The organism is Rubrivirga sp., from assembly GCF_049648075.1.
Classification (GTDB): domain Bacteria; phylum Bacteroidota; class Rhodothermia; order Rhodothermales; family Rubricoccaceae; genus Rubrivirga.
In genome coordinates, this window is sequence record NZ_JBARYR010000194.1 from 1 (window position 1) to 12,438 (window position 12,438).

Annotated in this window: 11 protein-coding genes, 1 tRNA gene and 1 pseudogene; 8 read left to right on the forward strand and 5 right to left on the reverse strand. The window is 67.2% G+C overall.

Features of this window, described 5'->3' with window-relative positions; translation table 11 throughout:
- Both WBA11_RS05625 and hypE read left to right on the forward strand, forming a co-directional pair.
- A pseudogene (locus tag WBA11_RS05625) lies at positions 1-300 on the forward strand (hydrogenase formation protein HypD); the annotation flags it as partial.
- Positions 297-1,373: a hydrogenase expression/formation protein HypE gene (hypE, locus tag WBA11_RS05630; RefSeq protein WP_424519735.1), complete on the forward strand. Its 1,077-nt coding sequence runs from the start codon at positions 297-299 to the stop codon at positions 1,371-1,373. The pseudogene WBA11_RS05625 and the gene hypE, both read left to right, overlap by 4 nt.
- Positions 1,374-1,578: 205 nt before the next feature.
- Here the strand turns inward: hypE and WBA11_RS05635 are convergent, their stop codons facing one another.
- Positions 1,579-3,231, reverse strand: a complete 1,653-nt coding sequence (locus tag WBA11_RS05635; protein ID WP_424519736.1) for a serine hydrolase — start codon at positions 3,229-3,231, stop codon at positions 1,579-1,581.
- Positions 3,232-3,446: 215 nt separating this feature from the next.
- On the opposite strand from WBA11_RS05635, the gene WBA11_RS05640 reads away from it, so the two are divergent.
- Positions 3,447-4,559 carry an adenylate/guanylate cyclase domain-containing protein gene (locus tag WBA11_RS05640; protein ID WP_424519737.1) on the forward strand — a complete coding sequence of 371 codons (1,113 nt, stop codon included), beginning with the start codon at positions 3,447-3,449 and terminating at the stop codon, positions 4,557-4,559.
- Between the two features lie 89 nt (positions 4,560-4,648).
- Here WBA11_RS05640 and WBA11_RS05645 read toward each other — a convergent pair.
- Positions 4,649-4,724 (reverse strand) — tRNA-Gly (locus WBA11_RS05645).
- A 128-nt stretch (positions 4,725-4,852) separates the two neighbouring features.
- On the opposite strand from WBA11_RS05645, the gene WBA11_RS05650 reads away from it, so the two are divergent.
- A complete protein-coding gene (locus WBA11_RS05650) occupies positions 4,853-5,440 on the forward strand; it encodes an NUDIX hydrolase (protein ID WP_424519738.1) in 588 nt (195 codons plus the stop codon).
- Positions 5,441-5,462: 22 nt separating this feature from the next.
- A complete protein-coding gene (locus WBA11_RS05655; RefSeq protein ID WP_424519739.1) occupies positions 5,463-5,774 on the forward strand; it encodes a hypothetical protein in 312 nt (103 codons plus the stop codon).
- A 48-nt stretch (positions 5,775-5,822) separates the two neighbouring features.
- Here WBA11_RS05655 and WBA11_RS05660 read toward each other — a convergent pair whose 3' ends face one another.
- The gene (locus WBA11_RS05660) at positions 5,823-6,935 is read right to left on the reverse strand and encodes a prephenate dehydrogenase/arogenate dehydrogenase family protein (RefSeq protein ID WP_424519740.1); all 1,113 of its coding nucleotides are present in this window, start codon (positions 6,933-6,935) and stop codon (positions 5,823-5,825) included.
- Positions 6,936-6,948: 13 nt separating this feature from the next.
- Here WBA11_RS05660 and WBA11_RS05665 point away from each other — a divergent pair, with 13 nt between their 5' ends.
- The 3 genes from WBA11_RS05665 to WBA11_RS05675 all read left to right on the forward strand — a co-directional run bounded on the left by WBA11_RS05665 (position 6,949) and on the right by WBA11_RS05675 (position 9,200).
- On the forward strand, positions 6,949-7,743 hold the full coding sequence (locus WBA11_RS05665) for a rhomboid family intramembrane serine protease (protein ID WP_424519741.1): 795 nt from the start codon (positions 6,949-6,951) through the stop codon (positions 7,741-7,743).
- A gap of 95 nt (positions 7,744-7,838) precedes the next feature.
- Positions 7,839-8,231, forward strand: coding sequence for a T9SS type A sorting domain-containing protein (locus WBA11_RS05670; RefSeq protein ID WP_424519742.1), 393 nt, complete (start codon positions 7,839-7,841; stop codon positions 8,229-8,231).
- A gap of 99 nt (positions 8,232-8,330) precedes the next feature.
- Positions 8,331-9,200 (forward strand): DUF3667 domain-containing protein, encoded by an 870-nt coding sequence (locus tag WBA11_RS05675; RefSeq protein ID WP_424519743.1) that lies wholly within the window; start codon positions 8,331-8,333, stop codon positions 9,198-9,200.
- Positions 9,201-9,335: 135 nt separating this feature from the next.
- Here the strand turns inward: WBA11_RS05675 and WBA11_RS05680 are convergent, their stop codons facing one another.
- Both WBA11_RS05680 and WBA11_RS05685 read right to left on the reverse strand, forming a co-directional pair.
- Positions 9,336-11,897 (reverse strand): ATP-dependent Clp protease ATP-binding subunit, encoded by a 2,562-nt coding sequence (locus WBA11_RS05680; RefSeq protein ID WP_424519744.1) that lies wholly within the window; start codon positions 11,895-11,897, stop codon positions 9,336-9,338.
- Positions 11,898-11,982: 85 nt separating this feature from the next.
- Positions 11,983-12,384 (reverse strand): HesB/IscA family protein, encoded by a 402-nt coding sequence (locus WBA11_RS05685; protein ID WP_424519745.1) that lies wholly within the window; start codon positions 12,382-12,384, stop codon positions 11,983-11,985.
- Positions 12,385-12,438 lie beyond the last annotated feature (54 nt).

The following is a 12,438-nucleotide window of genomic DNA, read 5'->3' on the forward strand; positions in this document are numbered from 1 at the left end:
CACTTCGAGTGGCGCGGCCTGGGCTCGATTCCCAAGTCAGCGCACGGCCTGGCACCGGCCTACGCCGCGTGGGACGCCGAGGTCAAGTTCGACGCCCCGGCGATCCAGGTCGCCGAGCCGGACGAGGCGCGGTGCGGCGAGGTCCTGATCGGAGCCGTCTCGCCGCCCGAGTGCCCGCTCTTCGGGACCGAGTGCACGCCCGAGCGCCCGATCGGCGCGCTGATGGTGTCGAGCGAGGGCGCGTGCGCCGCGCACTACCACTACGCGCACCGGATCGAAGACATCGACGTCCTCGCATGAGCGAGCCTCCCCAGAACGGCCAGACGCCCTCGAGGCCGACAGACGCGCCGCCGATCCGCTTCCGCGACGAGCAGATCGAGATGTCGCATGGCGCCGGCGGCAAGGCGTCGCGCCGGCTGGTCGAGGGCCTGATCGCCCCCATCCTCCACAACCCGACGCTCGCTGCCCTGGGCGACGCGGCACGGCTCGATCTGGGGGGCGTGCACCTCGCGATGACGGCCGACAGCTTCGTCGTCAACCCGCTGCGCTTTCCAGGCGGCTCGATCGGCGAGTTGGCCGTCAACGGGACGGTCAACGACCTAGCGGTTGGCGGCGCACGACCACGCGCGCTCGTCTGCACGCTCGTCCTCGAAGCCGGCCTCGAGGCCGGCGTCTTGCGAGCCGAACTGGAAGCGATGGCCGACGCCGCTCGAGCCGCCGGTGTCGAGGTCGTCGGCGGAGATACCAAGGTCGTCGAGCACGGCAAAGCCGACGGCGTCTACATCACGACGGCTGGTATCGGCGTTGCAGACCGACGGTTGTCTCTTTCGGCGGGGAGCGTCCAGGCCGGCGACCGCGTCCTTCTCTCCGGCCCGATTGGCGACCACGGGATCACGATCCTGCTCGCTCGCGGCGAACTTGACCTCGAGGCCGATCTGGAGAGCGACACGCGCGCCGTCTGGCCATTCATCCATGCGCTGGCCCAAGCGGTGGGGGAGGGCGTCCGCTGGATGCGCGACCCGACACGAGGCGGTGTCGCATCGGCGCTCAACGAGTTGGCGCGGGAGACCAAGCTGGGCGTCGTCCTCGAGGAAGAGGCTCTCCCGGTGCGGGGTCCGGTCCGTGGCGCGTGCGAGATCCTGGGCCTCGACCCGCTCCACATCGCGAACGAAGGGCAGTTCTTGGCCGTCGTCGCGGCGGAGCACGCCCAGGCCGCCCTCGAGGCCGTCCGCTCCGTGCCGGGTGGGGAGGAAGCGGTGCTCATCGGCGAGGTCCGGGAGAAGCCTGCGCGGACGGTTCTGACGCGGGCGTCGTACGGCGGCACGCGCGTCGTCGATATGCTGATCGGCGACCCGCTGCCTCGGATCTGCTAGAGCATCCGTCCTCGAGGGTCGAAAAACGAGGCTCGAACCCGCAATCTCGATCTCGGCAAGGCAGACGACCAGGATCAGGAGTAGCCAGTCATCCCATTGCGTGGCAACGAATAGGAGCGACAGTGGCTCTCGACGAGTCCATTCAGCCAACACCAGTGCTGCACCGCCGATGGCCCCAAGCGAGCCCGCGTGGTTGTGTGCGAACTCACTCCCGTCGCTCGAAGCGGAGGTCACGGACGCGGTCGCTGGACGCGAGCATCGCGGTCGGACGGCCTGCCACGTCTCGTTCAAACGTGACCGTACGTAGGAACCACACGCCGCTGCTGAACGCGTCTTCGGCAGTGGGCGAGAGGGCGATCTCGCCGTGCCGCCGGTGGACGAGCACGAGTCGGTCGCCGTCGACACGCGCCTCATACGCCGCGTCCAGTTCGGGGCTGACATAGCGGCCGGCGAGCGCCGCCAGCGCCTCGGGGCTCGGGTCCCAGGCCGACTCTCCGAGGCGCCGGAGCGGGGTGCTACGCTCGCCCTGATAGAACGTCCCCCGCTCGACGCGTCCGTCAGGGGCGACGCTCAGGCCCACGCGCACGTCGACGCCTGGTACAGCTACGCGGAACAGGGTGTCGGCGAGTGCCGCGAGCGGGGCGGGAGGCCACCCCTCGACCTCCATCGCGAGGCCGTCGCCGGTCCGAGTGATCGTGACGGCCGGCCCATCCTCGATCCGGTAGGCTCCCGCGTAGGCGTCGAGGCGCGCCAGCGGGACGCGGACCCGGTCGGTCAGGGGCGCCTGTGCCGCGGAGGCAGGCGTCATGTGCTCACTGAAGAACACCTCCGCGACGGCCGTCGCGGTTCGTCCAGCGTCGAACGAGGCCACATTGCCCATCGCGACAATACCCGCGTCGATCTCCGGGTAGTAGACGAGGGACGTCCTGAACCCGGCGTCGCTCCCGCCGTGGCGGATCCGGCGGAGGCCGCGGTGCTCGTCCGCGACGACGCCGAGCGCGTAGCCGAGCGTGTCGCCGCTCGCTAGGACTCCGCGTTCCAGCATCGCCTCGGCGACGGCGGGGCCGCCCACCTCGTGCGTCGCGAGGTTGCGGAGCCAGTGCGCGAGGTCCTCGGCCGTCATGACGAGGCCCGTCGCGCCCGCGTTCGCATAGCTCAGGACAGCCCGCTTTAGCTCGCCGTCAGCCGAGTAGTACGAGGCCGCCCGGCCAGGCACGATCCGCTCGTGGTCGTCGACGACCTGGGTGTCGTCCATGCCGAGCGGGGCGAACACATGGGCCTCCATCCACACACCGAACGGCTCGCCCGTGACACGGGCGACGACCTCGGCGAGGAGGAGATACCCCGTGTTGCTGTAGAGGTGCTCCGTCCCAGGGACGAAGTTCAGATCGCGCTGGCGCTGGACAAGCCGCATGAGGTCGCCCTGGCGGATCACGTCGTCCATGCGGCCGCCGGCCATGGCCCAGAGCGTCCAATGGTCGCGGAGTCCGCTCGTGTGGGTGGCGAGGTGGCGGAGCGTGATCGGGTGACCGAAGTCGGCCAACTCCGGGATGTACCGTCGAACGTCGTCGTCGAGCGAGAGGCGGCCCTGGTCGGCGAGAAGCGCGACGGCGAAGGCGGTGAACTGCTTCGAGACCGAGGCCACGTGGTACGGCGTCGAGGGCGAGTTCGGCACGCCGTGCTCGACGTTGGCGAGGCCGTAGCCCTTGGCGAACTCGATGTCGCCGCCCCGATAAACAGCGACGACGCCCCCGGGGCCGTCCTCCGCGAACCCGGCCATAAGCGCGTCCACGTCGGCCTCCTGCGCCGCGGCGCCGCCGCTCAGGATGAGGATGAGAAAGGAGAGGCGTTTCAGCATCGGGGCACAGGACGTCGGGGTGGGGCCCGCAAATTTATGCGGCTCGCGTGACGCAGTCCGCTTGACCGGCAGATCCTATCATAGTGTTCCGTCTCCACTTGCTGTTTCAGGACTTCAGCCCCTTACGAGCGCTGCGACCGACCATGCGGCTTCACCTGTCACCCAACGCCCGGCGGACTCTCTGGAGGATCGTCCCTTTCGGGGTCATCTGGTTCGTGCTCGCGCAGGTCTTTGCGATCTCGGACTATGCCGCGGGTGGCGGCGCGGTCGCGACCACCGACGGGTCGGCCATCGAGGTCGACGCGGGGGTGAGGCTGTTCGCGAATCTGGCCGTCGCCGTCGTGGGGTGCCTGGTCGGCGCCGTCGAGGTCCTGTTCCTCAACCGGCGGCTCGCGGCGCAGAGCCTGGGCACGAAGCTCATCGCCAAGACGCTGTTCTACGTCGTCTTCCTGACTGGGGTCGTCGTGGTCACGTTCCCTACCGCGGCGGCGCTGGAGATGGGCACCGGGCTGAGCGACCCTCGAGTCTGGGACCGGCTTCAGGCGTTCGCCATCAGCAAGGAGAGCCTGAGCACGGGTGTCCAGTTGACGACCTCACTCGTCGCCTCACTGTTCTACGCCGAGATCAGCGAGCACATGGGGCCGCGCGTGCTCACCAACTTCCTGGTGGGACGCTACCACACGCCGAAGGAGGAGCGGCGCGTCTTCCTGTTCTCCGATATGAAGTCGTCGACGGCCATCACCGAGCGGCTTGGGCACGCCCGCTACTTCGAGTTCCTCCGGGCCTACTACGCGGCTTTCGCCAAAGCGATCGTAGAGCACGGGGGGGAGGTGTACCAGTACATCGGCGACGAGATCGTGGTGTCGTGGACCGAGGAGGTCGGGCTCCGCGACGACGACTGCGTCCGGTGCGTGCGGCGGATGAAGCGGGACCTGCGGGCACGGGCAGACTGGTTCGAGGACCATTTTGGAGTGGCCCCGGACTTCCGAGCGGGCCTGCAGGTGGGACCCGTGACGACAGGCGAGATCGGCGCGCTCAAGAAAGAGATCGTGTTCACCGGAGACGTGCTGAACCAGACGGCCCGGATTCAGGCCCTCTGCAAGCCGCTCGGGGTCGACATCTTGGTTGGCAGCGAGCTGATGTCGCGCCTCGGCCTCGGGGAGGGGTGGGCGTTCCGGTCGGTGGGTCGCCAGGAGCTCCGCGGGAAAGATCAGCCGGTGGAGTTGTTCGCGCTAGAGGGCTCCGTCGACAGAGCTTCTGACGCGTCTGGACGTTCCGGGACCGGTCAGAGCCGCCGGTCGTTTCCGACCCGCTCCGCCAGCACGTAGAGCTTCACTTCGGGGGCCACGGACTAACCCGACCGGCGAGGGTCTAGAAAAGAAGACGCCCCTGGAGATGTATCCAAGGGCGTCTTCATTGGAGCGAGACACGAGACTCGAACTCGCGACCTCCACCTTGGCAAGGTGGCGCTCTACCAACTGAGCTAGTCTCGCAAACCCGTACCGTTTCCGGTGCGGATGCCCAAGGTACGGGCGGGGCCACGGCGCGTCAACGCGTCGGCCCGCCCTCGAGGGCGGTCTTCACCGCGTCTCAGCCCGGCGCGGTCGGGTAGCTTGCGCTCATGAGCCCACACGCCGCCTCGCCTCTACACTGGACCACCCTCGGGTCCGAGATCTTGGTCGACCGGTGGTGGATGAAGCTGCGGCAGGACCGAGTGCTGCTTCCTGACGGCAACGTCCTCGATGAGTACCACGTCGTCGAGTACCCGGACTGGGTCTGCGTTCTCGCGCTGACGAGCGGGGCAGAGGCCGTGCTGGTCGAGCAGTACCGCTACGGCATCGACCGTGTCATCCTCGAATTACCGGCCGGGATGATCGATCCTGGAGAAGATCCCCTCGAGGCCGCGCGCCGCGAGCTGCGTGAGGAGACCGGCTTCGAGGGCGAGCAGTGGGATCGCTTGGGTCGGCTGGCCGTCGAGCCGGGGCGGCACACCAACTACGGACACGTCTACGTGGCCCGAGGCTGCACCCGCGTCGGCGAGCCCGTCCTCGATGCGACCGAAAACCTCGAGGTCCGCGTCGTCGAGGCAAAAAGCTTGGCCAGCCGCGTGGAGCGTGGCGAGATCGCACACGGGGTTCACGCCGCGGCCGTGTTCTGGGCGCAGTCCCGAGGGTGGCTCGACGAACCCGGTTCGGGCGGGAGCGTTTAGGAGGGCCACTCTACGACCACCCATGCAGAAAGAACTAAAGACCATCCTCGTCAGCGTCAACCTCGAAGAGCACGACGGAGAGGAGGCTCACATGACGGAGATCGGGAAGAACGTCGGGCAGGGGTGGAAGGTGATCCAGGCCATCCCGCTCTCCGGCGGCGATGCGGGACCGGGCGGGGCCGGTGAGGACTTCATGCGCTACCAGGTCACCGTCGAGCGCGAGATCGACGACGACAACGTGATCGTGGACGCCGATCGCGGCGGCGCGGCCGATCTCAAAGACGTCGGTCAGGTCTCGGGCGCGTTCGACGAAGGACTCCCGAAAGGAGACTAGCCCTTGCCCGTCGGCAGCCAGGACGACTCGAACCAGCTAGCTCCGACGCTAGCGACGTTCGGCGCGGTACCCAGCCTTCACTAGGGCTCGGACCGCGCCGTTCGCATCGGCGGGTGTCTCGAACCCGAACCGGAACGTGCCGACCTCGCCCGTGCGAACGCGGAGCAACTCGGCGTCGCGCAGGTTGAGCCCCGCATCCGCGACGACGCCTGTCAGCGCGTGCAAAAAGCCGGGCCGGTCGTCGGCCCAGACAACGACGTCGGAGAGCGGCGCGAGCGACCCCTTCGAGGACGAGGGCAAGGCCGCGCGTGTCTTCCCCGCACGCTCGAACACGTCCTCGAGGCCGGACAGGTCTCTGCCGACGTCTGCCTGGACGTCCTCGAGGACGCGGACCATCGTGCGGAGTGTATCCAAGACGGCGTCTCGGTTGTCGCGAAGGATCGGTCCCCACGTCGAGAACGGGGACCCCGCGATCCGAGTCATGTCGCGGAATCCGCCGGCCGCGAGCGAGAGCGCGTCGTCGCCGTACCGGGCCGCGGTCTCGACGAGCGCGACGGCCAGCAGTTGGGGGAGGTGGCTGACCGCCGCGACGGCTCGGTCGTGCCGCTCCGCCGTCATCACGACCGGCCGCGCACCGACGGTCTCGACGAGCCACAGCGCCTCTGGAGCCTCGTCCTCGAGGTCGATTCCGTCGGGCGTGAGCACGTAGACGGCGTTCTCGAACAGGAGCGCGTCGGCGCTGCCCGGCCCGCCGGTCGCTGCCCCCGCCATCGGGTGCCCCCCGACGAACCGAACCGAGTCGGGCAAAACCGTCGCGGCCTCGAGGACGCTGCCTTTCACCGACCCGACGTCGGTGACGAGCGACCCGGGCCTCGCGTGTCGAGCGACGTCCTCGAGGACGGACTGTGTCGCGTCCAGCGGCGTCGCCGCAACGATCAGGTCCCCGGCCTCGATGGCGTCCTCGATGGATGCCGACGCGGTGATCGCCCCACGCGTCACGGCCTCGAGCACATGGTCCTCGTTCTGGTCAGCCCCGACGACCTCGAGGTCGGGAAAGCGCCGGCGGATGGCTAGGCCGAGCGACGCCCCGATCAGGCCGGTGCCGAGGATGGAGACGGTGGACGGAGCACGGCGCACGATCGCAGCGTTGGGAAGGCCCAACCTACCGACCCACGTGCTCTTCCCCCTCAGCGACGACGACCGTCACCTCGACGGACCCGCCTGGGCCACGATCTTGATCTTGGTCGCGAACGTCGTGGTGTTCGTCGTCCAACTCTCGGACCCGGCATTTACCTACGGGTGGAGCGTGGTGCCCCAGGAGATCCTGACGGGCCAGGACCTCGTCAACGCCGAGCCGATCCCGGAAGAGGACCCGAACGTCCAGATTACGTCGGCCAGCCAGATTCCTCAGCGACCGGGGCCGGGACCTGCCCCGCTGATCTACCTCACGATGCTCTCGGCCATGTTCATGCACGGTGGGTTCGGCCACATCGCCGGCAACATGCTCTACCTGTGGATCTTCGGCGACAACATCGAACACCGGTTCGGCACGGCGCGCTTCGTGGCGTTCTACCTGGTGAGCGGCGTCGTCGCGACGCTCGTGCAAGTCGCGATGAACCCGGATGGGCTGATTCCGAACCTGGGGGCGAGTGGGGCGATCGCTGGCATTTTGGGGGCCTACCTCGTCTTGTTTCCTCGCAACAAGGTGAACGCCGTGTTCATCTTTCGCATCGTCTCCGTCCCGGCAATCTTGGTGCTCGGATTGTGGATCGGGCTCCAGTTCTTCAATCAGTGGGGAGCGACGGCGGCTACGGAAGAGACCGGCGGTGTCGCCTATGGTGCTCACATCGGAGGCTTCCTTGCTGGGATGGCGATGGGATTAGTGGCGAGGATGACGGGGGTTAAGGAGCGCCCGAACCTCTTGAGCCGCGCGATATCGTCCGATCCGCAGAACCGACAGCTCTGGTGAACGAGATTTGGGCATAACACTTGCAACAGATTTCTCAGACACCCGTTTGGATGTCAGCCACCTAATCCCGACATTCGGTCAGGTCCCCCACGCCGATGGCCCCTCGCTACTCTATTCGTCTTCTCGCCGCTACGCTCCTGATGGGCCTAGCGGTCATGCCGGCCCAGGCCGCCGTCGCACCGAGTGCGACGATCACGCTCGAGTTCGATAGCGACACGCCGAACCCCTTCCGGCTCTCGGCTCCGAGCCCGAACCCGTTCTCGTCCCAGACGCGCCTGACGCTGACGGTCGACGAGGCCACGACGATGACGGTCGCGGTTCATGACGCCCTCGGTCGCCGGGTTGCGCTCTTGCACGACGGCACCGTGAGCGCCGGGACCTACTCGCTCCGCGTCGAGGCCGACAACCTGCCCCCGGGCTTGTACCTCGTCCGCGCGACCAACGGCCGCGGCCAGACGGCGACCCGCTCGGTCTCGCTCGTTCGCTAGAGCCAACCCGCCTCCTGTTCGTAGCGCCGGTCTCGACCTCGAGGCCGGCGTTTTTCGTTCGCCCTCGAGGGCGGTCCGTGAAGCGGTAGGTTGGGGCTGATGACCGACCCCGACGCTCTCGTCCTCGAGGACGGACCCTGCGTGTCCTGCGGGACCGACCTCGTCGGGCCGTACTGCCACGCGTGCGGCGAGCGACGCCTCGTCCTCGAGGACGAAGCCCTGTGGCCGTTCCTGCGCGAGCAGTTTCACGAGGTCACCAGCGCTGACGGGCGGCTGTGGCGGACAGCCGGGGCCTTGTTCGTGCCGGGCAAACTGACCGAAGAGTTCTCCGCTGGTCGCAGGAGGCTGTACCTCCGGCCGGTTCGGATCTTTCTCATCCTCAACATCCTGTTCTTCTTGTGGGTCGGCGTGTTCGGAGGGCAAGGGTTCGTCGGAGACGCGAGCCTCTACCGGTCCAATTGGCGGTTCGCCGACCGGATGGTCGAGGCCGCTGCGACGGCTGGCCTCGAGGACGCCGCGTTCGACGCCGCGTTTAGCGCTCGCGCCCGCTCGCTCGCGCCGACCCTGATCGCCGTGTTCATTCCCGGACTCATGCTCGCGCTCACACTCGTCCTGGCACCGGCCCGTCCTTCGTTCGTGCGGCACGCCGTGTTCGCGACCCATTTCGTCGCGGTCCTGATGGCCACCACGATCCTAGTGTCCCTCGTTCTCGCCCTCCCAATCTTCGCCGTCCGGGTTGTAACGGGGAAGGTGCTGTACAACCTGAACGACGACATCTTGATTCCGATCTTCCTCATCCTCTGGTCCGCCTACCTCGTCATCGGTATCCGACGGGTCTACGACGTTCCGTGGTGGGGAGCCGCCGCCTCGGGCTTGACCGTCGCGACAGGGGGGACGCTCGTCGCCTTGGAGGTCTACCGCACGGTCCTGTTCTTCGTCACGGTCTGGACCGTCGACGCGCCCGTCTGAGCCGCCCTCGAGGCCGTGCGTCTACGTCGGCGACCTCGGGGAACGAGCGCGAAAGCGCCCGGCCCGACCTCGAGGTTGGACCGGGCGCGTCTCTACGTCCTCGAGTGCCTGTCCCCGCGAGGGCGGGGAACGAGGCTAGTCGTCGCTCGCCTCGGCTTCGGGCTCCTCCTCGGACTCCGACTCCGCGGCCGGCGCCTTCTTCTTGCGCGCCTTCCGGGTCTTGAACGAGAGCTCCTCGCCCTCGCCCTTGTAGTCGACGGTGATCTTGGCGCCCTCCTCGAGGTCGTTGGTCAGGATCGCCTCGGCCATCGGGTCCTCGACGTACTTCTGGATCGCGCGCCGCAGCGGACGAGCGCCGAACTGCGGGTCGAACCCCTTGTCGACCAGGAACTCCTTGGCCGCTTGCGTCAGGTCGATCTTGATGCCGAGCTCGCCGACACGGGCGAAGAGGTCCTGCTTCATCACGTCGATGATCTCCATGATGTGAGACTTCTCGAGCGAGTGGAACACGATGACGTCGTCGATCCGGTTCAAGAACTCGGGGTTGAACACCTTCTTGAGCGCGTCCTCGACGGTCGACTTCATCTTCGAGTAGTCGAACGTCTCCTCGGTGAGAGAGAAGCCGATCCCCTTGCCCAGGTTCTTAATGTCACGGGCCCCGATGTTCGAGGTCATGATGATGATCGTGTTTCGGAAGTCGACCCGGCGACCAAGTCCATCGGTCAAGATGCCGTCGTCCAAGACCTGGAGCAGGATGTTGAACACGTCCGGGTGCGCCTTCTCGATCTCGTCGAGCAGGATCACCGAGTACGGCTTGCGGCGGACCTTCTCGGTGAGCTGGCCGCCCTCCTCGTAGCCGACGTATCCGGGAGGCGCCCCGACCAGGCGAGACACGGAGAACTTCTCCATGTACTCCGACATGTCGATCCGGATCAACGCGTCCTGGCTGTCGAACAGGTACTCGGTAAGCTGCTTGGCCAGCTCCGTCTTGCCGACGCCGGTCGGGCCCAAAAAGATGAACGAGCCGATGGGCCGCTTGGGATCCTTGAGCCCGGCACGCGTGCGGCGGATCGAGCGCGAGAGCTTGACGAGGGCCTCGTCCTGGCCGACGACCTTGCCCTTGAGCTCCTCCTCCATGTTCAAGAGCTTGGCGCCCTCGGTCGTCTGGACGCGGTCGACCGGGACGCCGGTCATCATCGCGACGACGGCCGAGATGTCGGACTCTGTGACGGGGTACGTCTCGTCCTCGGCCTGGCGCTCCCACTCCTGCTTGACGTTCTCGAGCTCCTCCTGGAGCTTTTTCTCGCGGTCGCGGAGTTGGGCGGCCTCCTCGAAGTTCTGGCTCTTGACGACCCGGTTCTTCTCATCTTTGACGGCCTCGATCTTCTCCTCGAGGTCGACGACCTCGGCCGGGACCTTGATGTTGGCCAGGTGCACACGGGCGCCGGCCTCATCGAGGACGTCGATGGCCTTGTCCGGGAGGTGGCGGTCGGAGATGTAGCGCTCCGAGAGCTTGACGATCTGCTCGATCGTCCCCTCGTCGTACTCGACGTTGTGGTGATCCTCGTACTTCGACTGGATCTGGGTCAGGATCTCGACGGCCTCTTCAGGTGTCGCCGGGTCGACCAGGATCTTCTGGAAGCGCCGGTCGAGCGCGCCGTCTTTCTCGATGTACTGGCGGTACTCGTCGAGCGTCGTCGCGCCAACGCACTGGATCTCGCCGCGTGCGAGCGCCGGTTTGAACATGTTGCTCGCGTCGAGCGAACCGGACGCGCCGCCGGCACCAACGAGCGTGTGGAGCTCGTCGATGAACAGGATGATGTCCTGGTTCTTCTCGAGCTCCGTCATGACGGCCTTCATCCGCTCCTCGAACTGGCCGCGGTACTTGGTACCGGCCACGAGAGCGGCCAGGTCGAGGGTCACGATCCGCTTGTCGTACAAGATGCGCGAGACCTTGCGCTGGACGATGCGGAGGGCCAGGCCCTCGGCGATCGCCGTCTTGCCGACGCCGGGCTCGCCGATCAGGACCGGGTTGTTCTTTTTGCGCCGCGACAAGACTTGCGCGACGCGTTCGATCTCGACCTCGCGGCCGACAATCGGGTCGAGCTTTCCTTCCTCGGCCATCGAGGTCAGGTCGCGGCCAAAGTTGTCGAGGACGGGGGTCTTGGATTTCTCTGCCACGTCTTTTTTGCTGCTGGAGCGGGACCGGCCGCGTCCGCCGCTGCTCGGCGTGTCGGCCGACGCGCGGGGGGAGGCCTTCCCGCTTAGGATGGAGTCGAGCTCGGCGCGGACGGCGTCGTAGCTGACGGAAAACGCCTGCTGCAGGATCTGGGCGGCCACGTTCTCGTCGTCGCGGAGGAGCGAGAGCAGGAGGTGCTCAGTGCCGATGACGTCGCTCTTGTAGAGCTTAGCCTCGAGGTAGGTGATCTTGAGCACCTTCTCGGCCTGCTTCGTCAACGGGATGTTGCCGACGGTCAGGGTGCCGCCGGTCGACCGGACGGTGTCCTCGACAGCCTTTTTGAGCTTGAACAGGTCGCAGCCGAGGTTGCGGAGGATTTTGACGGCGATCCCCTCGCCTTCGCGGATGATGCCGAGCAGCAGGTGCTCGGTGCCGATGTAGTCGTGTCCGAGCCGGATCGCCTCCTCGCGGGAGTACGAGATCACGTCGCGGACGCGGTTGGAAAAGTTGCCTTCCATGGTGTGAGGCCGGGATGGGCCGGCCTCGAGGTCGCGGCGGGATGAGCCGGAGCGGCGACGAGGCGGGCGGGGGAGCCCGTGAGGGCTAGGCTGCGAACGAGGAGCCGCAGCCGCAGGTCTGGGTCGCCTGGGGGTTGTCGAAGACGAAGCCCCGGGCGTCGAGGCCGTCGTGGTAATCGACGGTGGTGCCCATGAGGTAGAGGCCGTGTCGCTTGTCCATGTACACGGTGATCGGGCCGTCAGGGCTGGCGCCGTCGATCTCGAAGGACAGGTCGTGGTCGCGCTGCTTGTCGAAGCCGAGCACATAGCTCATGCCGGAGCAGCCGCCGCCCTTGACGCCGACGCGCAACCCGTACTGAGTCGGGATCTGCTTGTTGGCGACGATGCGACGGACTTCGGTCGCGGCGCGGTCGGAGAGAGCGACGGGGGGGGGGAGCGTCGGCGGAACGGCGGTGCCGGTTTCGGCCGGTGCGGTCGTGGGTGTCATGGGTCCGGGGGCGGCTAGATCGAATAGGGAACGGGCGTTGCTGTTCCATCCGTG